This window comes from Thermosulfuriphilus ammonigenes (assembly GCF_011207455.1).
In the GTDB taxonomy this organism is placed as follows: domain Bacteria; phylum Desulfobacterota; class Thermodesulfobacteria; order Thermodesulfobacteriales; family ST65; genus Thermosulfuriphilus; species Thermosulfuriphilus ammonigenes.
In genome coordinates, this window is the sequence record NZ_CP048877.1 from 1,492,837 (window position 1) to 1,516,850 (window position 24,014).

The following is a 24,014-nucleotide window of genomic DNA, read 5'->3' on the forward strand; positions in this document are numbered from 1 at the left end:
CTAAAACACGCCACCTTTTAGGCTTAAGGTGTCAAATAATTGGCATTTAAGATTAACACTCTTTGTCAAAAGCTCTCCTTCCTTTTTACCTAAAAACCAATAAATCTAAATTTATGCATTTTTTCACAACCTGGCTTAATACTTGCATAAAAGATTTTAAAAATATACTATTGATTTACTAGGAAATCTCTAAGAAACAAGGGGGTTGATTTTATGAATTGCCTCAAGAAGCCTTACCGACCAACTCAGCCGGCCATATGTAATAATTGCCGGCGGCGTTGTGAACGAGCCGGTAAGTATCGCCGAGGCAAGGAGCGGCGGAGGAGTTAAAGCCCTAACTCCTCAAGAAGAGAGTCAACGTCATCCTGGGAGACCTTCCCATCAGGTCCTTTGAGGAGATCCATGGCTTGTTGGGCCTTCTGCTCCAGTTCGGGGGTGACTCCCTCCTGTTTCTCTTTGATCTTTACCCCGGTCTCTACCAAAAGCTCGAGAAGTTTGGCCTCCACCGTCTGGATGGCGTTGACCACCTTTTTCACTCGTTGCCCGGTTATGTCCTGAAAGGCGCAGGCTGTAATTATCTCCAGGGTGTCCTGGTAGAGTTCGTCGATAATTTTCTTTAGTTCGTTGGCCGTGGAGCCGTTTTCTAACTGGGAGACCAGTTCTCGGGCCCGGGTCAGAAGTTCTTGATCTTTTTCGGCCACGTCCATTATCTTTACGGTGGCCGTCTCGGTGGCCTTGACTATTTCTTCCAGCTGATCTGATGCCTCACCAAACATTGTGTTGGCTGTGTCGGCTGAATCCCGGAGCTGGCTGAGAGCCTTCTTAAATTCATTGATGCTGCGATAGACATCATCGATGCGCTTTTTCATCTCAAAGACCAGTTCTTTATAGAACTCGCCTTCGACAACCTTCTGAAGATAGGCCTGCATCCTTTCCTCAAAGAGGCGATCTAGACTTCGGGCGATGGCCTCCTCGATGACCTGGCTGATTTCCTCCCGGTTCATGGATACTCCTCCTGACGCTCTTTTGGCTGTTTCTTCGGGAAAAATGAGGGCTTTCTTAAGCGGTCGCTATTCTTTAGGACGGACTAGGCGGATGGTTCGGTCTTCTAGCCAACGTCTTCTCTCTCTCAAAAAGCCAAAGCCTATAGCCAGGGCCGCTCCCAATCCCAGGCCGGCCAGGCCGGTTAAGATCCAAAGCCAGGGTGAAGGGGAGGTCTCCTTCAGGGGATCCAGTTCTCGCTGACAATGGGGGCAAACTACCGCCTCCGGGTGCACTTTTTCTCGACAAAAGGGGCAGCGACGACGGTGTGTTAGCATGGCCTCCTCCTTCAAATAGGAATTATCTTCGGGCCTCTCTCTGAGAGGGTGAGTCTTTCTGGTCCGGCCTCGGTTACAACAAAGGTGTCCTCGAGCCCCACAAGTCCTATATCGGGCAGATGAATTTTGGGCTCCACGGCAACCACCATCCCTGCCTCAAGAACAAAGGGACTCGATTTAGCCAAAAAGGGATATTCGTCAATCTCCAGACCGATGCCATGTCCCAAGAAGGAGACCTTGGCTGAACCAAGCCCCATGAAACCTTCGGCCCAGGGAGAGGCCTCTATTCTTTTTAGGGCCAGGTGATAGATCGCCTCGCAGAACTCTCCGGGGCGAAGGTGCTCTTCTACCATATGCATGATTTCTTCTACCAGATCGTAAGCGGCCAAGGCCTTGGAGGGTAAACCCTCAAGGGCGAAAAGTCTGGTCTGATCTACCATGTACCCCTCGACACATCCGGCCAGGTCAATGCTTAGGGGTTCCTGGCGTCTTAGCCTCTGCCAGCCGGCCCCATGAGGGAGGGCGTAGTTTGGCCCGTATCCACCAGAGGGCATATTCACATAGGCCGAAACTGTTCCCGAAGGGCCAAAAAGAATGTGGCCAAAGTGTATCTCCTGGTTCCAGCCATGCATTCGCAGATATCCCGGATGACCCCGGCGACGAAGCCTGGCTTCAAGCTCAGCGGCCAGCTCAAGTTCGGTCATCCCCTCCCGGAGTATCCGGGGCACCTCCGCTACTACCTCGGCCAGCTGTTTCCCTGCCTGCCGAAGACGTTCTAACTCCCAGGGACTTTTGCAGGCCCGCAATAGGCGAAGGGAGTGGCTTATATCGCAGATCTCGGCCTGGGGAAAAAGACGTTGATAAAGAAGTATCTGGCTATGAGGAAGCCGAAATTCAAGGCCCAAGCGACGAGGAGAGGGTAGATCAGCCAAAGCGATCAGATGGGGGAGTTCTTTAAAGCTTTTTATGGACCAGACCTCTATGGGGCTTTCGCTTCTGGCTCTCTCTGGAACACGCCAGACGAGATAAAGAGGCTCTCGTTCCGGAGAGATGATCAGATGACCATCCTGGATGGAGCCACTAAGATAGAGAAGATTAACCGGGGTCCGAACAATGGCCAGATCAATCTGTTCCCTGGCCAGGGCCTCTCTGAACTTTTCGAGCCGTCGGGCTATCTCTTCTGGTGCTACAGTGGTCATCCCTTTTCTCTGAGCCTTTGGGCCACTTTGAGGACTGTCTCGGCATAAGGTCGTGACCAGTTGTAACGCATGATGGCCTTGATCTTTTTTTCCGGCGGTAGGCTCTCCCGATAGCCATTTTTCTGGAGGTAATTGGCCATGGAGGCTAAGGCGTCAGCAGGAGAGAAAAGATCTATCCGTCCATCACCATCAGCATCGATACCATAGCGGAGGGCACTGGAGGGCATGAATTGGGGAAGACCGAAGGCCCCGAAGATGGATCCCTTGATGCTCAAAGGATCAAGGTGGTTTTCTCGGGCGAAGCGAATTAGGGCGCAAAGCTCCTTGAAGGCCCAGCGGCTTTTTTTATGCATTCTTTTTCGGAGCCGGTTTTCCTCTGCAGGGGGTAACTGCTCGGGAAGAAACGGTCTAACCCTCTCCCAGTCTTTGGATACCGCCAGGCTGGCCAGGATGTTGAAGACCCGGTACTTGCCTGTAATCCGACCGCAGTCGGTTTCAATAAGGGCGATGGCCGTCATTATTTCCGGAGAGACTTCATATTTTTGGGCCAGTTCTTCCAAGGTTTGACGATGCCGCTGGAGAAAATCTCTGGCCCTTTTTATTCTTCGGGCTTCCAGAAACTGGGCATAATTCAACTTATATTCGTCGTGGGTGAGTTTCCGGGGCATCACCCGGGAGACGAAGTGAACCTCGGGGCGAGAGAAGAGCTCCTCCACATAAGAAGGGTCAAAGCCCGCGTTTACAAGTTCTTTTTTGAGATCGACAAAAAAATCCTGAGCCTGCCCCCATGCCGGCAGGAAAAAAAGGGTCAGTAGAAGTCCCTTAACCAGAGAGAAGAAAATTCTTGGTCTCAATGACTCTTTGGAACTGAGGCTCGTCAAGGTTGAGAAGATAATCAAGATAGACCTTTCTCCGTAAGAAGTTTTCCAGCTCGCTTCCCTTAAGAACTATAGCCGGCCTGAAGGGAAGGGCCAAGGGGTTTAAAAAACGTCCGGCCTTTTTGACCCTGTAGTCCAGATGGGGGCCGGTGGCCAGCCCACTTTGGCCCACATAGCCGATGATCTGTTTTCTTTTTACGGAGACCCCTTTTTTTATTCCCCGGGCGAAGCGTAGGAGGTGGCCGTAGTATGTTTCATAACCTCCGGGGTGTCTAAGAATGACGATACGCCCATAGCCACGCATCCAGCCGGCATATTTTACTCGACCATCGGCTACAGCCATGACCGGGGTGCCTAAAGGAGCGGCCAGATCTACTCCCTCGTGGGGGCGGACCACCTTGAGGATGGGGTGGAGTCTGGCCCGGGAAAAGCGTGAGGTCAGCCTATAGTAGGGTAAAGGGCTTCGCAAAAAGGAGCTTCTGACCTCCTGCCCCAGGGAATCAAAGTAGCCAGTTTTCCCCTGACTGGTTCGAAAGTAATAGGCCCTAAAGAAGCCTATTTGACCGCGATATTCAGCGGCCAATATCCGGCCATACCCCACAAAACGACCATTTAAATAGAGCTTTTCATAAAGAAGGCGGATCTTATCTCCGGTGCGGACATCCAGGTTAAAATCTATTTGGCTGGCGAAGATTTCCACAAAGGCCATCAGGAGTTCCCGTCCCTCCCCGGCCTCTTTGAAGAGTTGATAGATGCTACTGGTCACTTGACCCTGGAGTCGTTCAAGGCGGCGGTCCGCCTGGATCCTTTCCTTCTCTACATAAAAGCCCTGCCCATTGCGTTTTACTACCAGGGCCTCTATGGGATCTGGTTCGTAGCGACAAAAAAGGAGCTGTCCTTGGGAATCAAAGCCGGCCTTCAGACGGTGGCCGGGAAGGACATCCCGGCGGGGATCCAAATGGCGGGATAGTTTCTGGACTACCAGGTCCCGCTGCCTTTCGGAGAGCCCCAGGCGTTTTAAGGCTTGGTAGAGGGTGTCTCCGGGGGTAATCTGAGTCTGTTTTACCAGGGCTTGTGGTTCGGACCGGGCTGGAGAGGGTTTGTCAGGGGAGGGGACCTCTTTTGCCTGACAGGCAAAGACAGAAGCTATTAAGACCAGAACAAACAACCTAGATAGAAAATCTCTGAACACGATCCTTCCGCGGCCGGAACTTTTTCCTGTCAGGCCTTGTTTAAGATAATGGGGCGATTATAGGAGAAAAGCCTAACCGGGGCAACAAAGAGAAAAGTCAATAAATTTTTCCCTTGGCCGATAAGTAGGCAGAGGTTTACTGGAGGGGGTGCCAGGGGCCTGGAGGGAAGATGATCGAAAGAAGAAAGTATCCACGCTATCGCTATCGGCTTAACGTTTTTGTCCACGAAAGGGGAGCTTATTATCCCGTGGAGAACCTTAGCCTGGAGGGATGTTTCATTCCCATGGATGATCCTCTGCCCGAGGGCACAGTTGTGGGGCTTATCATAGAAATACCCGGGGTGGGAAGCATCCCAACCAGTGGCTTTGTCCAGCATACAGGTGGAGGTCAGGGGATAGGAGTCCAGTTTTTGGAAATGGACGAAGGCTACCGAAAGGTCTACGCCAAATTTCTTAAGATCATGCCCATGCTTGAGGAAATTAAAGACCTCTATACCCGGGTGATCGAGGAGAAAAGCCGTTCTTGATGGGAGATGGATTCCTCTTTTATTTTTTAATTTTCTGCCTGGGAGCCATCTGCGGTAGCTTTTTGAATGTCTGTATCTTTCGCTTGCCCCAAGGTCAGTCAGTGGTCAGCCCTCGATCCTTTTGCCCTTATTGCCGGCGGCCTATTGCCTGGTTTGACAATATTCCTCTTCTAAGTTTTCTCCTCCTTCGAGGACGTTCCCGTTGTTGTCGGCAGGCGATTCCTTGGCGTTATCCTCTAGTGGAGACTTTATCCGGGATTCTGGCTGTGGCCTCAGTTTACCGCTTTGGACTGACCCCTCTTGCTTTACTTTACTTTATCTTTTTAGCCGCTCTGCTGGTAATTACTTTCATTGATCTGGACCATCAGATAATTCCGGATGAGGTTAGCCTCCCGGGGATTCTAGTTGGCCTTTTGGCGGCCGCTTTAAGAACTGACTTGAGCCTTCGAGATGCCTTCCTTGGGGCCATTGTTGGGGGAGGAATTCTTTGGTTAGTAGCCGTTGGCTATCAACGCCTAACTGGTCGGGAGGGTATGGGGGGAGGAGATATCAAGCTTCTGGCCATGATCGGGGCCTTCCTTGGCTGGAGGGCCATCCCTTTTATCATTCTACTCAGCGCCTTGGTGGGTTCCCTGGTGGGAATCCTCTTTATGCTTGCTAAAGGTAAGGCCAGCGGCCGCCTGGCCATTCCCTATGGCCCCTTTCTCGCTCTGGCTGCCGTGTTGTGGGTGTTTTGGGGAGAAAAAATAATCCTTTTTTATCTGACCACATTTTAGGTTTTCCCTTGCCAAATAGAAGGCTCTGGCCCATCATGGAAGCGAGCCTTTCCCTTTGCGGGCAGTCAGATGAGACATCGATTCTTTTGGGGAGTAACTTTTCTCCTTGGCCTTATTCCTTCCTTGGTTCCGGCCATTACCCTGCGAATGATTGGTCCCGAGGATGTTTCCGGGGCCTGGAAGGAAATTATCCACCGATTTGAGGCCCAAAACCCCGGAATCACCATTGATTATATTACTGGCCCTTGGTCAACTGACGAACGTCAAAACATCTATATTCGTTCCTTTCTGGGGGGAGAGCCCATTGAAATTGTTTATATGGATATTACCTGGACGGCTAGATTCGCCCAGAAGGGCTGGCTTATCCCTCTTGATTATTGGATAAAAATCCCCTCCGGGATTTTTATCCCTGGAGCCCTTAAGGCTGGATACTATAGGGGAAGGCTTTATCGTCTTCCTGTCACCGCTGACGTTGGGCTTCTTTACTATAGACGTGATCTTATCCCCGATCCCCCTCGAACTTGGGCGAAGCTGCTGGAATACTGCCGGCTTAAGAAAAGACAGGCCTGTTTTGTTTTTCAGGCTATGCAGTATGAGGGCCTGACTTGCAACTTCCTGGAACACCTCTGGGGCTTTGGGGGCTCTCTCCTAAATAATCCCCAAAAGAGGCCGATGATTGAAGCCCTTTCGTTCATGAAAAGACTTGTTGATGAGGATTTGTCTCCCCGGGCCATTCTTTCTTATCAGGAACAGCAAAGCCTGGCCGCCTTTGCCCAGGGGCAAGCCCTTTTTATGCGTAATTGGCCTTATGCCTGGCAGGTTCTCAATCGGGTTGGTTCTCCTCTAAAGGGTAAAGTGGGTTTGGTCCCCCTTCCTCGACATGGAGAACGACCAGCCAGTGGCGTTCTCGGCGGGTGGGGGCTCGGTATCGCTAGAGGGACAAAAGATCCGGAAGCCGCGGCAAGGTTTATAAAGTATGCAGTTTCCCTTGAGGCCCAAAAGATTCTTTTCAGACGCCGGGGAGAGGTCCCGGCCCGGCGCGATTTTTATCATGATCCGAAAGTCATAAACACCTATCCTTATCTTGAGGCCGTCTATGAAGCCCTCCTTTCTGCCCGCCCCCGGCCATCTTATCCTCGATATTCCCAGATAAGTGATAGCCTTCAAAAGCATGTGAGTGCTGTTTTGGCCGGTATCGAGTCTCCAGAAGGGGCCACGGAACGAATTTTAAGGAGCCTTGAGGGAATTAAGGCTGGACAGAGGGGAGGAATTTTCAGACGCCTCATGAGGGATTATGACCTGCGGCGAACTCTTTTTAATACCCTGATTTTTACAGGCCTTTCTGTACCTCTGGAGTTTCTTTTAGGGTTTCTAGTTGCCCTATTCATTGATAATCGCTTTCCGGGAGCCGGCCCGGTCAGGCTTGTCGTGCTTGTCCCTTGGGCCTTACCCACCGCAGTGATGGCTATGAGCTGGCAGTGGATGTTCAATAATCCGTTTGGGGTTATCAATGATCTTCTCCTGCGGGCCGGTTTGATAGCCGCCCCTCTTGACTGGCTCTCCCACCCACAGGGGGCCATGGCGGTGGCCATTCTGGCCGATGTTTGGAAGACCACACCATTTGTGACCATCATCCTTCTGGCTGGGCTGAAGACAATCCCCACGGAGCTTAAAGAAAGCATGGTCCTGGAGGGAGCCGGTCCTTTAAGAAGGTTAATTTCCCTTACCTGGCCCCTTATTTTGCCCTTTGCCCGGGTGGCCTTGGTCTTTCGGATCCTCCAGGCTGTAGGGATCTTTGATCTTATCTGGGTGCTTACTCGAGGCGGACCGGCGGATTCCACGAAGACCATCTGTCTTTATATCTACGATTTGGCCTTTCGTTTCGATGATCTAAAATACGCTTCCTTTCTTACCCTGATGCTTCTGATAGCCCTCATGTTAATTTCCGCCCTGGTAGTTCGTTTGACCACCCCGGCCTATGAGAGGAGAGGGGCATGAGACAACTACCCCTGATTGTTATCGCTGGAGTTATCATTCTTTTTAGCCTCTTTCCCTTTTACTGGACAGTTGTCACCGCCATCAAACCACCGGAAGCTGTTTTTGAACTCCCTCCTACCTACTGGCCCCGGCAGTGGTCTCTGGAGAACTTTGAGAAGGTCTTTATAAAGCGTCCCTTTGGGCGCTATGTGGCCAATAGTATCTTGGTAGCCACAGGAGCCACCGGGCTTTGCCTGACGGGGGCCTCCATTCTGGCTGCCTATTTGCGGAGGCTCTCTGTTGTCCGGGCCCTTTGGCTTCAGCGTTGGCTTCTAGTCTTGGCCATTATTCCGCCTACCGTCCTGGTAATTCCTATCTTCTGGGTTATCCATTCCTTGGGGCTTATTAATCATCCTTTAGGTCTTGTTTTGAGTTACACGATCCTTAACCTGCCATTTGCCGTCTGGATTCTCTATGCTGGTTTTTCTCGTATTCCTCGAGAATTAGACGAGGCGGCCAGGGTAGATGGCCTTTCCTTCTGGGAGATTCTTTGGTATGTGCTCCTTCCCCTTGGTCGTCCCTCTTTGGCCGTCTGTGCGGCTCTGGTCTTCATCTTTTGCTGGAACGAATTCCTTATTGCCCTCACCCTTATGCCTGATGAGAAACACTATACTGTCCCTGTAGGGGTGGCTATGCTCAGCGGCTCTTCTGTCTATGAGATCCCCTGGGGGGAGATAAACGCCGCTGTCACGATAACCACCCTGCCGGTTATCCTTATGGTGGTTCTCCTTAAACGCTGGATCCTGGAGGGTCTAACCTCTGGGGCCATAAAGGGTTAAAGGATGGCTTCTGTTCGTCTAGAAGGGGTAAGCAAGATCTATCCCCGTCAGGTAAGGGCCCTGGTGGAGGTAGATCTTTTGGTCCCTGAGAGGAGCTTCCTGACCATTCTTGGCCCCTCTGGCTGTGGTAAAACCACCCTCCTTAGGGTAATAGCCGGTCTGGAGCAAGTTTCTTCCGGAAAGATCCATATTGATTCCCGTCTGGTCAACGAACTCCCTCCAGCCCGGCGAGATGTGGCCATGGTTTTCCAAAATTACGCCCTTTATCCCCATTTTCGGGTTTATAAAAATATCGCCTTTGGCCTGAAGATGAGGGGCCTTCCCCGGGAAGAGAGATTCACCGTCGGGTCCTCTGGGTGGCCGAGCTTTTGGGCCTGTCTCGGCTTCTTGAGCGCTTTCCCCGGGAGCTTTCGGGGGGAGAACAACAGCGGGTAGCCCTGGCCCGGGCCTTGGTAAAAGAGCCAAAGGTCTTTCTTCTGGATGAACCCCTTAGCAATCTTGATGTTCAGATAAGGGAGCAGACCAGGGCGGAAATGAAAAGGATATTTGATTCCCTTTCCGCTACAGTCATCTATGTTACCCATGATCAGCTTGAAGCCCTCAGCCTCTCAGACCTGATCGTAGTTATGAAAGACGGACAGATAAGGCAGATTGGCTCCCCGGAGGCCATCTATCATGATCCTCAGGAGCTGTTTGTGGCCGACTTTGTGGGGACCCACCGAATAAATCTTATCCCGGGTTATCTGGCCGAAGGTTTGTTCCGGAGCCCACCGGCAGACCTCTCTTTTGCCCTCCCCCTTGAGTGGCGAGGGGAGGTGATTCTTGGTCTTCGTCCCGAGGCCCTGAAAATCGGCAGGGGAGAGATTCTATTTACAGCTCAGGTGGGGCGTCTTGAGATGATGGGGGCTGAGACTCTTATTCACAGCCGCCGGGGAGCCCTTGAGCTTCGGAGCCTATTTTTTGGCCGGCCGGAGCTTAAAGCCGGTGATCAGATCACCTTAGGGTTTTCTCCCCGGGAGCTTCTTGTCTTTGAGGCCAGTAGCGGAAAGAGACTGCATTAGACAACGGCCGCCGTCCAAAGGCTGAGGGAGTTTTTCAGGGAAACAGCTAGTTCGTGTTTTAAGCCATCATAGGCCAGAGCTACAGGTTCATGGGGACAGTGGGTGGCCAGATAGGTCTCAATGAGGAGGGCCGGCCAGTTGTTGTGAGAAATATGAGTAAGGAAGACCTCCTCGGCCAAAGAAAGGCCTAAAGAGATGGCCTCCTCAAGATTATTGTGGTTGGCCGCTGACACCTCCGGTGCATAGGTGGCATCTACTAAGGCCAGAGTGGCTTTTTTCTCAAAAAGGCTAAGGCTTTCGGGAGGGCAGCCCTTGGTGTCCCAAAGAATGGCTAAACGGTGGTCGGTTTCCTCCTCCCGGAGTAGATACCCATAGGTGGGAAAGCCGGCATGATTTAAAGGAAAGGGGGTGATCTCTAGCCCCGCCAGTCTGAAAGCTTCAAAAGGACGAGGCGATTTGAGCGTTCCTCTTGGGGCTATTACAGCTTTGGCCAGTGGAGAGGTTGGGGCTACTATGGGTAGAGGGGCTTGATGCCAGCTTAGACGGGCCAGGCCGCTGAAGTGATCGGCATGCCAATGAGTGAGAAGAACTCCACCTAAGGGAAGGCCATCTATCAAGGGGGTTACGTCCATCCCGGCGTCTACTAAGAGGGCCTTCCCTCTCTCCGTAAAGACAAGCAAGGCACTTGGTTGACGTCTAAATACGGTCTGCCTTCGGGCCTCCTCACAGCTGGGGCAGTGGCAACCAGGACAGGGGATCCCTTCCGAACCTGATGTCCCTAGGAAGAAGATCTTCATCCTTTCCTCCTTGGCCGGCTACTTTAGGTCTCTCCAGCCCCAAGGACAAGTAAAAAATTTTGAAGATTATGTTAAAATATTCCTAAAATCTTCTAGGAAGGCATATGGAGACAGTAACTGTAGAAGGTGTAACCCTGTATCTTTCTCATCCTGATGAACTCTCCTTTCACTGGGTAGGGCAGGAGGATCTCCTTCTCCAGGTGCTGGCGGCCTGGATGTTGGTCTCCCCGGAAGACATACCCCTTAATCCCCGGCTGGTGGGACGCCCTGGCGTGGGTAAAACCACCTTGGCTTATGCCGCTGCCAGGCGGCTGGGGCGAGAGGTCTATATCTTTCAGGCTACAGCGGATACACGGCCGGAGGATCTTCTGGTAACCCCTGTGATCTCCGAAGCGGGCAAAATTCGCTATATGGCCAGTCCTATTGTTACGGCTATGATTCGGGGAGCGGTGGCTATTATTGATGAAGCCAATCGAATGAGTGAAAAGAGCTGGGCCTCTCTGGCCCCTCTTCTCGATGCCCGACGCTACGTGGAATCTATCGTCGCCGGGGTGAAGATAAAGGCCCATCCTGACTTTCGTCTTTGTGTAACCATGAATGAAGATGCCTCCACTTTTGAGGTACCAGAATACATCCACTCTCGGTTAAAACCGATCATCCATGTGGATTTCCCTGAGCCGGAGGAGGAGTTGGCTATTTTAAAGAGTAATCTTCCTTTTGCTGAGGAGGATATACTCAAGTACGTGGTTAACTTTCTTCAGGCCGCTCATCGAGCCGGAGAACCCTATAGTGTTCGGGATGGTATAAATATCGCTCGTTATGCCCTTAAGTGTCTCTCTGCTGGGGTGGAGAGAGATCAGACCATGGCTGTCAAGATGGCTATCGACCAGATTCTTGGCCGGGCAGCCTTTGTCTATCTTCCCGGAACCGAAGGACCGAGGTTGACTCCGGTTGATTAAAAATGCTGGTCAAGAAAATAGGTTCCTCTGAGATTACCATCCTGCCGGCCTTACACGGCAATTTAGAGTTTGCCTGGGTGGTTGGCCGGCGCCTTCGGGATCTTGCCCCGGAGGCTATCGCCGTGGAGTTCCCACCAACTCTTAAAGATAAGATTATCCGGGCGGTGAAGCGTCTTCCCTTTCTTTCCGTGGTTACCTATGAGAATTCTCAGGGCCAGATAGTCTATCTTCTTGTCGAACCCTGCGATCCCTTTATTGAGGCTGTCCGTACGGCCCTGGAGCGGGAGATCCCCGTCTTTTTTATCGATCGTGATACCGAAGGATACCCTGATCTGAGGGATCCTGTTCCCGACCCCTATGCCCTGGGGCGCATAGGTTATGACGGTTTTTGTTGGGCCCTGATAGAGAGAGGATTTGAGCGTACGGCTGAGGATGAACTCCGGGAAAAAACGATGGCCTACCATCTGAAGGAGCTGGCCAAAGACTTTAAAAAGGTGGCCTTTGTCTGCGGCCTGGCCCACGCCAAAGCGGTTTATGGGCTCCTTAATGATAACCTGGCCCACCCCTTGGAGCGTTTGAGACGGCAGGGAGTCAGGCTCTATTCGCTAGATCGCCTCTCGGCTCGGGAGGTGCTCTCGGAGCCGGCCTTTATCCAGGCCGCCTATGAGAGGGCGAGGGAAACAGAGTCTCGAGTTTTTCTTGATCGTCTGGAGCTTTATGATCGCCTCCTTGAGGCCGGCAGAAAGAGACATCTGAGGGTAAATAAAGAGAGATTGTCACTTCACAGCCTCCAGGTGCTTTCTCAGTTTGCCCGAAACTATGCTCTAGTTTCTGGTCGGCTAACACCGGATCTCTATCAGCTTTTGGTGGCCTGCCGGGGGGCTGCCGGGGATGATTTTGCCTGGGAGGTCTTTCAAGAGGCCACGGAGTATCCCTTTTTCCCGGAGAAAGACGACCTTGTTCCTCTTCGGATCACCCTTGATGACCTTGATCGGGCCGGGAAAAGAATCCGCTTTTTCCGGCGCCTTAGAGGACGCCGGCATCTTTCTCCTGTTCGGCGTCCCAGGGAGAGGGTTCCGGGAGAGTGGAAGCGGAGTTTTACCGGCGTGAATATCTGTTCTTTCCCTCCAGAAGATATAGTCGTGGAGGGCTTTGGACGTCGGCTTCGCCAACAGGCCCTCCACATTCTTAGTGAGGACCGCCGTCTGGTGGAACCTTTTACCGTCTCTATGAGAGACGGACTCGATCTCCGGGAGACGATTCGTAACTTCTATCAAGATCGTCTCTATGTCTATGAAAGGCCGACCCTTCAAGGGAAGGTGGGCTCGGTAGTGGTCATCTTTGACCCCGATGAGAAGACCCCCGAGGCCTTTCCCTGGCGGCTTACCTGGCTCGGAGAGCATGATCAGGAGTCGGACATGGCCTTTTATGCTACACCAGCAGGTGAGGTGGTGGTCGGTCCGGGGATTTCTCGGTGTCATTATGGAGGCTTCATGCTTACCTACCCGCCCCAACGGGTTTACCCTGATATCTGGGAGGATCCCTATTTTGACATCGCCCGGGACAAACCGGAACGTCTCCTCTTGGCAGCCATCGACTACAGTTTGGAAAAGTTTATTGTCTATATTGCTCGCCGGCCTCCCTCCGAACGAGCTAAGTCTTTTGCCCGAAGACTTGGCAGGCAGGTAGTCTATTTTCCCCTCGGACAGTTCTCACCTTCGTTCCTGAAGAAAATCCGGACCTTTCACGTTCTGGATGGCCATCATGTTCGTCTCTATGCCCACAGGTATATAGATCACTAAGCCTCGGCAGCCTCCACAAGAAGCTCCTTGAGGCGAAAGAGCCGATCCCGCAGACGGGCAGCTTCCTCAAATTCCATTCGCTGGGCCGCTTGACGCATGTCTTTTTCTGTCTGGGCGATGGCTTTCTTAAGTTGAGCCAAGTCTTTGAACTCTTCAGCCTCCTCAGGGAGAAGCTTGGTAAGGTCCAGGTAATCTGTTTCTTCCAGGCTAGCCAGGGCATCTTCTACCGGTCGAACTACCGTTTGCGGGGTGATTCCGTGGCGGCGGTTATATTCTTCTTGGATCTGGCGGCGTCGTTTTGTTTCGGCGATAGCTCGGGCCATAGAAGGTGTAACCTCATTGGCGTAAAGAATTACTGTTCCGTTAACATTACGGGCCGCCCGTCCGGCTACCTGAATAAGGGAGCGTTCGGAGCGGAGAAAACCCTCCTTGTCGGCATCCAGGACAGCCACCAGGGAAACCTCGGGGATATCTAACCCCTCCCGGAGAAGATTGATGCCTACCAAGACATCAAAGTGGCCTTTCCTCAAATCCCGAATGATCCGGGCCCGCTCCAAGGTTTTAATGTCGGAGTGGAGATAGCGGACTCTAAGGCCCAGATTAGCGTAATATTCCGTGAGCTCTTCAGCCATTTGTTTGGTAAGAGTGGTCACCAAAACTCGCTCTCCCCGAGCTACCCTTTTTTTGATCTCGGCCCAAAGGTCATCGACTTGGTTGTCTGCCGGACGAACTTCGATCTTGGGGTCCATAAGGCCTGTGGGCCGGATGATCTGTTCCACGACATAAGGCCCCGCCGTCCGAAGTTCATAATCTCCGGGAGTGGCTGAGACGTAGATTGCCTGATTGACTCGGGCCTCAAATTCCTCAAAGGTAAGAGGTCGATTATCTAAGGCGGAAGGCAATCGAAAGCCATATTCCACCAAGGTTTCCTTCCGGGAGCGATCTCCCCGGTACATCGCCTGAAGTTGAGGAATGGTGATATGGCTTTCGTCAACAAAGATAAGATAGTCATCAGGAAAGTAATCCAGCAAGGTATAGGGTGGCTCTCCAGGGCGGCGTCCGTCTAGGTGTCGAGAGTAGTTTTCTATGCCATGACAGAATCCAATCTCCTCGAGCATTTCTAGGTCAAACATTGTTCGCCGAAGAAGTCTCTTGGCCTCTGCCTCCCTCCCCTGCTCCATGAACCAGGCTACTCGTTCATTGAGCTCGGCTTTGATAGAGGCGATAGCCCGTTGTAGCCGATCCGCAGAGGTTACATAGTGTGAACCGGGGTAGATGACCACCTCTTTGAGGCTCTTAAGAGGGCGTCCCCTTAAAGGATCGATGACTTTAATGGCCTCTATTTCATCTCCAAAGAGTTCTATCCGGATAGCCCGGCGCTCTTCTGAAGCAGGGAAGATTTCTATTATGTCTCCCCGGACCCTAAAAGTCCCTCGAGAAAAAGAATAGTCATTTCGTTCGTAGTGCATGGTTACCAGGCGGCGGATTATCTGATCTCGCGGACGCTCCTCTCCTGCCCGAAGATATAGGTGCATTCTGGAGTATTCCTCGGGGGATCCGAGGCCGTAGATACAGGAGACCGAGGCAACGATGATCACATCTCGACGCGATAGAAGGGCTGAGGTGGCCGAGTGGCGCAGACGATCGATCAGTTCGTTGATTGAGGCATCCTTTTCAATGTAGGTATCCGTCTGGGGAATATAGGCCTCCGGTTGATAATAATCGTAGTAAGAAACAAAATATTCCACGGCGTTTTCTGGGAAGAGTTGGCGAAATTCGTTGTAAAGTTGGGCGGCCAGGGTTTTGTTGGGAGCGATGATTAATGTAGGACGGCCCAGTTGGGCGATAACGTTGGCCATAGTAAAAGTCTTTCCACTTCCTGTAACCCCCAGAAGGACAGCGTGCTTGATCCCTTCCCTGAGCCAAGAGACCAGAGTGGCAATAGCCTTTGGTTGATCTCCCCGCGGACGGTGAGAAGAGACCAGCTTAAATGGTGAATCTGATTTAGAGATTAAATTTTTTTCTTGAGGAAGAATTTCTTTTCCCATAATTTTTTGAATCAAAGTAAAATTTTTCCTCTCAGAGTCGTCCATTAAAAAATATACACCAATTCTTACCAAAGAAACTGGCAATCTTTTTGCTTAAAGTAGAAAAAAAGATCCAGGGGGAGGCAGAATTATGACTCAAGTCACGGTTGAACGGCGGGCAGCGGAGAGAGTAGCTTTGGAGAGCCCTATTAATCTTCAGAAGCATTCTTTCCCCGAGCTTATGCTAACTGAAATCTCTACCACCGGGGCCCGACTTATCTGTCCTCAAGGGCAGCATCCAGGGAAAAATATTTCCTTTTATTTACCCTTTCCCAAAGAGATTAAGGGATTAATCCTTTCGGGAACCGTAATCTGGGAGGAGGAACGGGAGGGATATTATTATCTCGGGGTTCGTTTTGACCTCCAGGACGAAGTGGACAAGATGATTTTAGAGGCCTATGTTGACTATTTAAAGAGGGATAAGGCGATACAAGAAGCAAAAAAGGTAATTAATGCCTATATAGATACTTTTTTGATGATTTTTGATTTGGGCCTTGAGGTTTTGAAAAAAGAGCTTGCCAAACGGCAAGAAGTACGTTATCTACATTAAAATAAATAAGCTAAGTATTTCATGGCCCGCTCTCCTCTTCCTCCTTATCTTTGGGGGAGGGCACCCCTCCCCCTCCCCCAGTTTTATTTTATCCCCAAGAGCCGATTGAACTGTTCTTCCCAATGGGAAAGAGCCCGGAGGGCTTTTCCCCGACAGGGTTCAAAGGAGCAAAGGGGCGCAAAATGTGTTTCCCGAAAGACAAGAAGGGCCGCCGCTCTTTGATTATTTTCCTGATAAAGTTCGTAAAGTAGCAGGCGGGCAGCGTAGTGGCGGGGATAAAGGTTAAGGAGTTTGTTAAGATGCCTGATAGCCAACTCGGGTTTGGTAGATCTGTAAATATTAGCCAGTAGCCAAAGGGCCTGACTGTTCCGTGAGTCCCTTTTTAAAAGCCTTTCAAGGGCCTTTTTATCTTTCGACAGAAGGGCGGAGGAGACCTCTCCTTTAAGAGGAGGGATCAACGGGCCAGCCAGGGGTGAGAAGGCCTTCTCCTCGAAGAGAAGGCCAAAACGGTGAAAGGCCTCCTTTAGCAGACCATAGTAATAGCCGTCATTCGGGGTTAGAGAAAGCCTTTGGGGGGCAAGATAGAGAACCTCATGAAGGTGTCCGGAGTAAAGTCTGGCCAATAATTCCAGGCGGGGGCGCTCCTCCCGGAAGAAGTACGTTTGGGGCAGGGCGTAGATGTTTTTGAGGGCTTCTTTAAGGTATCCTTTTCTTGAAAAGATTCGAGCCCGCAGCAGAAGAGCCTCATCGGAACCTTCTCCGCTAAGGGCTTCTATTGCCTCTTTGCTTCGGCCCTCTTGGAGAAGGATCCAAGCCCTTTCAACTGAGGGGAGATCTAAAGACAGAAGCTGAGAGCCTAGCCCGAGGCGGGCAAGGGCCTTTATTTTGGTTTTTATCTTATCTTCTCCCAGTTTTTCTATCAATTCCGGTAGGCTGGCCCAAAGACGGTCCCGAAGTTCTGGTCTAAAGGGAGCTAGAAATATCAAAACCTCAAAGGTCTCGCTAATGGGTGATGAAGACTTGAGAAATTGTTCATAGGCTCCTTTACGGCGATAAATTTGAGCCTTGAGCCTTAAGGCTTCTGGGTTCTCAAGGGGGGCCAGAAGCTTCAGGGCTTCATTATATCTTCTGGTCCGCAGAAGATCGCGGGCCAGGCGGAGACGCCGATCAGGAGTGTCTTCCAGGGAGAGTCCTTTTTTTAGATATCTGATGGCCGAACGATAAAGTTGTCTGGCCTCAGAGATCATGGCCAAAAGGTCCAAGGCCTCTGTATCCTGAGGGTTCAGAGAAGCCGCCCGGGAGAAGAGTCTAAGGGCCAGGGTAAGGTTTCCTTGATCCAGATATATCTTCCCCAAGGTCTTGAGAGCCTTGGTATCTCTGGGGTGTCGTCTTAAATACACTTTTAGCTCTTTTTCAGCCGTCTGGATTTCACCCCGGTTAAGGAGAACTTTGGCCAATTCCAAGTGAGCCCAGCTTTCCTCCGGAAAGCTGGCAGCAAGTTGTCTCAAGACCGGCAGGGCCTCTGAAGTCTTGCCCATGATCAGTAGGCTTTGGGCATAATCCTTAAGAATCATTCGATCACGTTCCCCGGCCAGGTAAAGATCGCGGAGATATACGGTGGCCTGGGAGGTCTTTTTAAGAGAAACCAGGGTGAAGGCCAGGGCTCGCTTTAACTCCAAATCTTTGGGAAAAAGACTCAGGGACTCCCGAAGAAAGGGAAGGGCTTCAGCAAAACGACCCTGGCCATAAAGGGCTAGGGCCAGCCCTCGCCTGGCTGTGGAATCCTCGGGATCTTCGGCTAGAAGGCGGCGGAACTGTTCTTCAGCCTGAGGGAAAAAACCCTTCTTAAGAAGGAGAGTGGCTAGTAGAGAGCGGGCCTCTCGATTGTCTGGAGATTTTTCCAGGTATAGTTCGAGTTCTTTTATGGCCTCATCGGTCTTCTCTAGCCTTTCTAAGACCTGGGCATATTCCCAACGGGCTTGATCAAGCCCCTGCCTCTGAGAGAGAAGTTTTCGATAGGTTTCGGCAGCGGCCAGCAGGTCGCCTCGCCGCACAAAATCTCGAGCCTCATCCCATAGTCGCCTCCAGGCAGGCGTTGGAGCCTCTAGCTCCAGCTCTACCCGACCCTCGGGAACTGGGGGGGAAGACTCCTGGGCCCACCCAGGGGAGGCAATTATCAGCCCCAGAAGAAATAAAACGAAAAGGATCATTTTTTTGATCTGCTACGGGGATCTATAGCCTCTTGGAGGGCTTCCCCTAGGAGGTTGTAGCCCAGAACAGTTATAAGAATAGCTAAACCGGGAAAGACCGAAAGCCACCAGGCGATTTCTAGGTTGTCCTTGCCCTCGGTAAGCATGTTCCCCCAGGAAGGAGTAGGGGGTTGAACTCCAATGCCTAAAAAGGAAAGAGCGCTTTCGGTAAGAATAGCCAGCCCCACTCCCAGAGTGGCTGAGACCAGAACCGGTGGAAGGGCGTTAGGCAGTATGTGTCGAAAGATGATGCGGAGATTGCTGGCCCCAATGGCCCGGGCTGCCAAAACGAACTCTCTTTCTTTGAGGCTTAAAAATTCGGCCCTTACCAGTCTGGCCACCCCCATCCAGCTAGTGGCTCCGATGACGACCATGATGTTCCAGATAGAGGGCTCCAAGAAGGCAATGACAGCCAGAATTAAAAAGATGGTCGGGAAACAGAGCATAATATCCACAAAGCGCATGATTATCTGGTCAACAATTCCCCCATAGTAGCCTGAGAGAGCGCCGAGGGTGATACCGATAGCCGTAGAGATACCCACAGAAATGACTCCCACCAAGAGAGATATTCGGGCTCCGTAGATCATCCGCGAGAGCACGTCTCGACCCAGGGTGTCCGTGCCCAGAAGGTGATTTTTTGAGGGGGGGTGAAGCACCGCCCGGGTGTTAATGGCCAAAGGATCATAGGGGGCGATAAATGGCGAAAGGAGGGCTACCAAAAATAGGGCAGTTACAATGAGTAATCCGGCTATCCCTAAGGGATTTTCTAACACCCGTCCTAATGTTTCCCTCACGACCTCACCCCCTTCCGGATTCTTGGATCGGCCAGGGCATAGCCGATATCGGCCAGAAGGTTTCCTAATAGGGTGAGAACAGAGACAATTACCAGGTTTCCCATAAGTACAGGGTAGTCTCTCATCATTACAGCTGTCCACATAAGTTGTCCTACCCCCGGGATGGCAAAAATGGATTCAAAGATTACCGAGCCTCCCACCAGCCCGGGGATGGATAGTCCCAGGATGGTAATCAGGGGCAGAAGGGCATTACGCAGGGCGTGTTTATAAATTACCTTTCTTTCCGGGAGACCTTTGGCCCTGGCAGTGGTGATATAGTCCTGCCTCAGGGCCTCAATCATTGAAGAACGCATATATCGAGAAAGGCCAGCCAGCCCCCCAAAGGCCGAGACAAAGATGGGCAAAATCAGATGTTTGGCCCAATCCAAAACCTTCTCTGGCCAAGAGAGCTGGTGATACCCCATTAGACTGTGGAGCCCGGAGATGGGCAAAAGCCCCAGTTTGATCCCTAAAAGGAGCATAAGCAAAAGGGCCAGCCAGAAAGAGGGCATAGCATAGCCAAAGAAGACAAAAACGGTCATGATTCGGTCAAACGCCCCTCCTTCTTTGACGGCACTTCTTATTCCAATAGGGATGGCTACCAAAACAATAAGGGCCATTGAGAGGAGGTTTATGAGGAGGGTGACCCAAAGCCTTTCTTTGATCTTCTCCCAGACTGGTCGCTGGTCAGCGAAAGATCGTCCCAGGTCCAGAGTAACCAATCCCTTGAGCCAGCGGGCATATTGGACATAAAGGGGTTTGTCCAGCCCGTATTGAGCTCTAAGCCTTTCCCTCATCTCCGGTGTAAACTTGGGGTTAAATTCGTTTTGGATACCTACGGGTTCTCCCGGGGCTAGATGCATAACCATAAAGGAAAGGATGGTGATTCCCAAAAAGGTTGGGATAAGGAGAAGGATTCTTTTTAGAAGGTAACCCAGCATCAAGCGATTTTTAACAGATAAGGAGGGGCTTTGAAAGAAGTCCTAAAAATGAAGGGCCCGCTTTAGCGGGCCCTTCAGGGAGGGGGAAATCCTACCAAGAGGGGCTAAGAAGCCTAACGATACCGGATAGATACCGGCTCGGTCTGGGCCTTTTTCATCAGGAAAAGGACGGCAAAGGTCAAAGGAATGACCACAAAGGGGCCTAACACAAAGGCACTCAGAAGACAAAGCCCGATGTAAAAAAAGTCGCTGGGTCGATGTCTTTCCTTCAGGTTGGTGCCAAGTATTTCTTGCCAGGCAGCCCAATCGATGGTTTGGGACCGGGCATGATCTTCAGTTTCTTCTTTGCTGCGAGAGAGCAAAAGGGCCAGAGGTAAAATGGCTAGAACAAGCAGGGGAAAGAAGGGGCCGAGGGCTACGGCACCCATGATACCCAGGAGTAATAAACCGACAAAGAGAAGTTTGGATTTCTGGTGCCACCAAAATTGAGCTAGTGGTGAACCAAAAGTTTGGTACATCGGACACTCCTCCTTAAAAGCTGCTTTCTAAAGATTAGATCGGTAGATTCTGACTGTCAATTAAAAATTGTCGCAAAATTCTGCACTTAGATGCCAATTGTTTTTGGCAAATTTAGGTAAACTCAAGATATCCCATTTTTCTTAAAATTACAATTTCCATATTGGGTTACAAAAACAACTTCTAGGTAAAAAAGAGGAATAATTCTGGGAGATGACTTGGAATCTTCATTGAGAACTTAAGTGAGGGGAGATTTTCTCCCCTCACTTAAGTTATTCATCCTCGGCACTTTCGGAGAGCTTTTCGATATCCCGGAGATAGACCTCGCAGGTCTGACATCCTTGAAATCTTCTGGCACAGGCTGTTTTAGTTCTCTGCCAGCAGGGGATTGTCCGATCTTGGTAGGCCGAACACTGAGCCCTGACCTCTTCTGGACAATTTTTGATCTCCCAGCAAGGGGAGAGAGTAAGAAGCTTTTTTATCCCGGGGATACTGATACCCTCTTCGTGGATTAACTGTCGAAGGCATTTAATCCACTCAAGATCATTGTGAGAAAAATAACGTTTCTGGCCAATACGAGCCGGCTTTATAAGGCCTTCTTCCTCGTAAATTCGTAGTGTCCGAGGATGAAGACCAAGTAATTTTGAGGCCACACTGATGGGAAAAATGGGCTCGTCTTTGGAGATGTCCCCGTTTTTGTTTCTGCCTCGTCCTTTGCTTTCATTTCTGGCGGTTTGAAGCGCTTCTTTCTCCTTAGCAATCATCTACTGACCTCCCAAACCAACAAATCCCCCCAACCCCAAAAAAACTTAAAAAAATATTACAAAATAGACAAAAATAAACGCTCTCTTTTGCCTAAAAAGTAAGCAAAATTAAGATTTTTTATAGAAAACATGTTAACTTCTATCTGTCAAGATCTTGAAGTTTACCTTGCAAAGAATAAGGGGGGAAAATCCCCCCCTTATGTGTCATCTATTCACACTGCAACTGTTTGAGAATTTCAGGTTCTTTCTCATCTTCGGCCAAGATTACGTGACACAGTTCACAATCCTGGGAAATAACTTCTCCAGCCTTTGTCTCTAGTTCTTCGTTATGACATCTAAAGCATCCATCATGTGAAAGAAAGTTTACGTAGGTATTCCACTGAATGTTGATCTCTGGAAAGACATTTTCTGTGTAAGCCGTAATTACTCCATGAATAGCCTTTTCCAATAGAGGGTTGTTTTCCTCAACGATATTTGGATAGTGCTCTTTGTACCAGGCTCGTATCTTGGTGCGGATAGCATCTTTGGCCTCTTGGGTTGTCCGGTAGGGAGGGGTGATGACTTCAAGGGCCACCTTTTTGATATAAGGAAGTTCTGTCGGGATCTCACCGGTGATCATTAGCTGATCAATGGCTTCTTCGGGAGAAAGGTATATGTGGGTCGGGCGGTTATGGCAGTCCATGCAGTCCATGATCCGCTGGTGTTTGCCCCCTTCCTCTCGGTGTCTCACTTCTTTCCCTTCCTGTTCTTCCTGCTGGGGGCTAGAAGATTGTTCAAAGTCTGGAGAGTGGAAGATCATTCGACTCCCGTCGGCCTTCTCCAAAATAACTTCTGTTATCTGCTGCCGAGCTTCATCGGCATAACGATAGATGATCTTATTGTCATGAGATACATGCCAGTGGATTCCCTGGGCCCTCATTCCCCGGAAACCACCCGTGCCCACTTTGAGAAGCATTACACTACGGACATGAGTGTTGTGTTCGTCATCAAGGAATTTATCTTTGATCTTTAACTTGTCACCATGAAAGAATTCCGGCCGGTGACACTCCTCACAGGTTTCTCTGGCCGGACGGAGGGCCTTAACCGGAGTAGGGATAGGACGAGGGTATGAATTGGTGAGATACGCCCAGACCTCTTTAAGACCCGATATTTTGGCCTTAACCCACCAACTGGCTCCCGGACCAATGTGACACTCAACACAGGCCACTCGGGAGTGAGGTGAATTCTGATAGGCGGTATACTCACCCTTCATAACTTTATGACAGAGTTCGCCACAGAAGCTTACTGACTCGGTATAATGGTAACCACCATAAGATATGAGAGTAATAATGATGACATTGATAACCGTTAAGAAGACCACGAGGAGAATAATTTGTCTGGCCTGCTGGAAACGGCTGGGATCGCTGAAATACTCCTTGACATATTCATAACGAAAAATACTCTGCTTGCCGAAGAAGATGCCTACAGCCACCAAAATGAGGCCGAAGATCATGGCCGGCCCCAAGAACATATAAATAAAAAGCTTGAAGTAAGGGTTGTGGATGTAGCCCTGGATGTCCAGAATTACTAGAAAGGCCAAAACCGGGAAGACTACAGTGGTAATTAAGGCCCCAAAGGAAGAAAGCTTGCTTCTAGTGATGAGCTGGATAAAGCCAATAATCGCTTCTCTAAAACGCACGAGACATGCCCCCTTTCTATAAAAATTTTGAAAAACTTTTCCGCTCTCACTGCGCAAATACGGGGCGCTATATAACATGTCAATTTGAGGTCGGCAAGAAAAATAACGTCATTTGGCTCAGTTAGATTACATAAATTTTTTAAAGAAAAAGTGTAAAAAATTATTTACCTAAAACATATAAATTCTTCATGACAGGAAGACACCTTAAAATCCCTCTAGAACCTAATTGGATTGGATTTGACTTGTGAATTTTCTCCTGGCAGGAAAGAGCTGTTGTTTCCGGAAGGAGGATTCTTCCTCAAGGATTTAATCTTTTAATTAGTAGCCTGAAGGCCTTGACAAAAATCTGGGGATCTTGCATAGTTCAGAGGGTCGCCGGGGTAGCTCAGTCGGTAGAGCAGCGGACTGAAAATCCGCGTGTCGGTGGTTCGATTCCGCCCCCCGGCACATGGTGGAGATTCTAGCCGTTGGCCTTCTTTTGGGAGTTCTCTTTCCCCCCTCTGGTGACCAGGCCTTTAAAGACCTTCGGAATATTTTTAAAGTTTAAGTTTGATTACCAGCTTGGCCGAGCCTTACAGCTTGGAGACAGGCCTTTTTTCTTTGTTGGTGAACAACCACTTGATCTCCGGGGCGGATGATTCCTCCCCTTATTACTCGGGCAAAGACTCCTTCCCTGGGCATGACACAGTCACCAATTTGGCGATAAATGGTACAACGAGAGTGGCAGCTCTTTCCGATCTGAGTGATTTCTATTTCTACTTCGTCTCCTAAAGTGAGCCTGGTTCCTAAAGGCAGGGAGGTAAGATCTATACCCTCAGTCGTAATATTTTCGGCAAAGGAGCCCGGGGAGACATTTAACCCAAACTCCTGCATCTTTCGAATACTTTCCATGGCTAGGAGACTCACCTGTCTGTGCCACTCCGAGGAGGCATGGGCGTCACCCTCTATACCATAACCCTCTTTGACTACAGCCATATCTACGGGTACCTTGCAGCGTCCCTTTTTGTCAGAGACATTTACTGAAACCACTTTACCCTTCATTTTTCCCCTCTCCTGAGGATTTTTTCTTT

The 24,014-nt window shown here is 50.4% G+C and carries 23 protein-coding genes and 1 tRNA gene; 10 read left to right on the top strand and 14 right to left on the bottom strand.

The window, feature by feature from the left end:
• Positions 1-326 precede the first annotated feature (326 nt).
• The 5 genes from G4V39_RS07255 to G4V39_RS07275 all read right to left on the bottom strand — a co-directional run bounded on the left by G4V39_RS07255 (position 327) and on the right by G4V39_RS07275 (position 4,588).
• The gene (locus G4V39_RS07255; RefSeq protein ID WP_166032292.1) at positions 327-1,004 is read right to left on the bottom strand and encodes a protein phosphatase CheZ; all 678 of its coding nucleotides are present in this window, start codon (positions 1,002-1,004) and stop codon (positions 327-329) included.
• Positions 1,005-1,070: 66 nt separating this feature from the next.
• Positions 1,071-1,319: a hypothetical protein gene (locus G4V39_RS07260; protein WP_166032293.1), complete on the bottom strand. Its 249-nt coding sequence runs from the start codon at positions 1,317-1,319 to the stop codon at positions 1,071-1,073.
• Positions 1,320-1,330: 11 nt separating this feature from the next.
• Positions 1,331-2,518 carry a M24 family metallopeptidase gene (locus G4V39_RS07265; protein ID WP_166032294.1) on the bottom strand — a complete coding sequence of 396 codons (1,188 nt, stop codon included), beginning with the start codon at positions 2,516-2,518 and terminating at the stop codon, positions 1,331-1,333.
• Positions 2,515-3,372: a lytic murein transglycosylase gene (locus G4V39_RS07270; RefSeq protein ID WP_166032295.1), complete on the bottom strand. Its 858-nt coding sequence runs from the start codon at positions 3,370-3,372 to the stop codon at positions 2,515-2,517. The genes G4V39_RS07265 and G4V39_RS07270 overlap by 4 nt, the downstream gene beginning before the upstream one ends.
• Entirely contained in the window at positions 3,341-4,588 is a 1,248-nt protein-coding gene (locus G4V39_RS07275) for a M23 family metallopeptidase (RefSeq protein WP_210412043.1), read from the bottom strand. Before G4V39_RS07275 ends, G4V39_RS07270 begins: the two co-directional genes overlap by 32 nt.
• Positions 4,589-4,758: 170 nt before the next feature.
• Here G4V39_RS07275 and G4V39_RS07280 point away from each other — a divergent pair, with 170 nt between their 5' ends.
• The 6 genes from G4V39_RS07280 to G4V39_RS11390 all read left to right on the top strand — a co-directional run bounded on the left by G4V39_RS07280 (position 4,759) and on the right by G4V39_RS11390 (position 9,768).
• Entirely contained in the window at positions 4,759-5,115 is a 357-nt protein-coding gene (locus tag G4V39_RS07280) for a PilZ domain-containing protein (protein ID WP_166032297.1), read from the top strand.
• On the top strand, positions 5,115-5,891 hold the full coding sequence (locus tag G4V39_RS07285; RefSeq protein WP_166032298.1) for a prepilin peptidase: 777 nt from the start codon (positions 5,115-5,117) through the stop codon (positions 5,889-5,891). The genes G4V39_RS07280 and G4V39_RS07285 overlap by 1 nt, the downstream gene beginning before the upstream one ends.
• Before the next feature lie 69 nt (positions 5,892-5,960).
• Positions 5,961-7,889: an extracellular solute-binding protein gene (locus G4V39_RS07290; RefSeq protein WP_166032299.1), complete on the top strand. Its 1,929-nt coding sequence runs from the start codon at positions 5,961-5,963 to the stop codon at positions 7,887-7,889.
• Positions 7,886-8,707, top strand: a complete 822-nt coding sequence (locus G4V39_RS07295) for a carbohydrate ABC transporter permease (protein WP_166032300.1) — start codon at positions 7,886-7,888, stop codon at positions 8,705-8,707. Before G4V39_RS07290 ends, G4V39_RS07295 begins: the two co-directional genes overlap by 4 nt.
• A gap of 3 nt (positions 8,708-8,710) precedes the next feature.
• Entirely contained in the window at positions 8,711-9,142 is a 432-nt protein-coding gene (locus G4V39_RS11240) for an ATP-binding cassette domain-containing protein (protein ID WP_210412045.1), read from the top strand.
• Positions 9,064-9,768 carry an ABC transporter ATP-binding protein gene (locus G4V39_RS11390; protein WP_210412049.1) on the top strand — a complete coding sequence of 235 codons (705 nt, stop codon included), beginning with the start codon at positions 9,064-9,066 and terminating at the stop codon, positions 9,766-9,768. Before G4V39_RS11240 ends, G4V39_RS11390 begins: the two co-directional genes overlap by 79 nt.
• Here the strand turns inward: G4V39_RS11390 and G4V39_RS07305 are convergent.
• Positions 9,765-10,565 (bottom strand): MBL fold metallo-hydrolase, encoded by an 801-nt coding sequence (locus tag G4V39_RS07305; protein WP_166032301.1) that lies wholly within the window; start codon positions 10,563-10,565, stop codon positions 9,765-9,767. The two genes, G4V39_RS11390 and G4V39_RS07305, sit on opposite strands and share 4 nt — an antisense overlap.
• Before the next feature lie 104 nt (positions 10,566-10,669).
• On the opposite strand from G4V39_RS07305, the gene G4V39_RS07310 reads away from it, so the two are divergent.
• On the top strand, positions 10,670-11,524 hold the full coding sequence (locus tag G4V39_RS07310) for an AAA family ATPase (protein WP_166032302.1): 855 nt from the start codon (positions 10,670-10,672) through the stop codon (positions 11,522-11,524).
• Positions 11,525-11,526: 2 nt separating this feature from the next.
• Positions 11,527-13,326, top strand: coding sequence for a hypothetical protein (locus G4V39_RS07315; protein ID WP_166032303.1), 1,800 nt, complete (start codon positions 11,527-11,529; stop codon positions 13,324-13,326).
• Here G4V39_RS07315 and uvrB read toward each other — a convergent pair.
• On the bottom strand, positions 13,323-15,374 hold the full coding sequence (uvrB, locus tag G4V39_RS07320; protein WP_166032304.1) for an excinuclease ABC subunit UvrB: 2,052 nt from the start codon (positions 15,372-15,374) through the stop codon (positions 13,323-13,325). The genes G4V39_RS07315 and uvrB overlap by 4 nt on opposite strands.
• A 130-nt stretch (positions 15,375-15,504) precedes the next feature.
• Between uvrB and G4V39_RS07325 the strand changes: the two genes are divergently transcribed.
• Positions 15,505-15,963: a PilZ domain-containing protein gene (locus G4V39_RS07325; RefSeq protein ID WP_166032305.1), complete on the top strand. Its 459-nt coding sequence runs from the start codon at positions 15,505-15,507 to the stop codon at positions 15,961-15,963.
• Positions 15,964-16,046: 83 nt separating this feature from the next.
• On the opposite strand, the gene G4V39_RS07330 is transcribed toward G4V39_RS07325, so the two are convergent.
• The 6 genes from G4V39_RS07330 to G4V39_RS07355 form a co-directional block, all read right to left on the bottom strand.
• On the bottom strand, positions 16,047-18,173 hold the full coding sequence (locus tag G4V39_RS07330; protein ID WP_166032306.1) for a tetratricopeptide repeat protein: 2,127 nt from the start codon (positions 18,171-18,173) through the stop codon (positions 16,047-16,049).
• Entirely contained in the window at positions 18,170-19,006 is an 837-nt protein-coding gene (locus G4V39_RS07335; protein WP_166032307.1) for an ABC transporter permease, read from the bottom strand. Before G4V39_RS07335 ends, G4V39_RS07330 begins: the two co-directional genes overlap by 4 nt.
• Entirely contained in the window at positions 19,003-19,986 is a 984-nt protein-coding gene (locus G4V39_RS07340) for an ABC transporter permease (protein ID WP_166032308.1), read from the bottom strand. Before G4V39_RS07340 ends, G4V39_RS07335 begins: the two co-directional genes overlap by 4 nt.
• A 113-nt stretch (positions 19,987-20,099) precedes the next feature.
• Entirely contained in the window at positions 20,100-20,504 is a 405-nt protein-coding gene (locus tag G4V39_RS07345; RefSeq protein WP_166032309.1) for a hypothetical protein, read from the bottom strand.
• Between the two features lie 270 nt (positions 20,505-20,774).
• Positions 20,775-21,266 (bottom strand): MerR family transcriptional regulator, encoded by a 492-nt coding sequence (locus tag G4V39_RS07350; RefSeq protein WP_220126047.1) that lies wholly within the window; start codon positions 21,264-21,266, stop codon positions 20,775-20,777.
• Positions 21,267-21,474: 208 nt separating this feature from the next.
• Positions 21,475-22,944 (bottom strand): cytochrome c3 family protein, encoded by a 1,470-nt coding sequence (locus tag G4V39_RS07355; protein ID WP_166032310.1) that lies wholly within the window; start codon positions 22,942-22,944, stop codon positions 21,475-21,477.
• Positions 22,945-23,318: 374 nt separating this feature from the next.
• Here G4V39_RS07355 and G4V39_RS07360 point away from each other — a divergent pair.
• A tRNA-Phe gene (locus G4V39_RS07360) sits at positions 23,319-23,391 on the top strand.
• A gap of 96 nt (positions 23,392-23,487) precedes the next feature.
• Here G4V39_RS07360 and G4V39_RS07365 read toward each other — a convergent pair.
• Entirely contained in the window at positions 23,488-23,985 is a 498-nt protein-coding gene (locus G4V39_RS07365; RefSeq protein WP_166032311.1) for an MOSC domain-containing protein, read from the bottom strand.
• Positions 23,986-24,014: the final 29 nt, after the last annotated feature.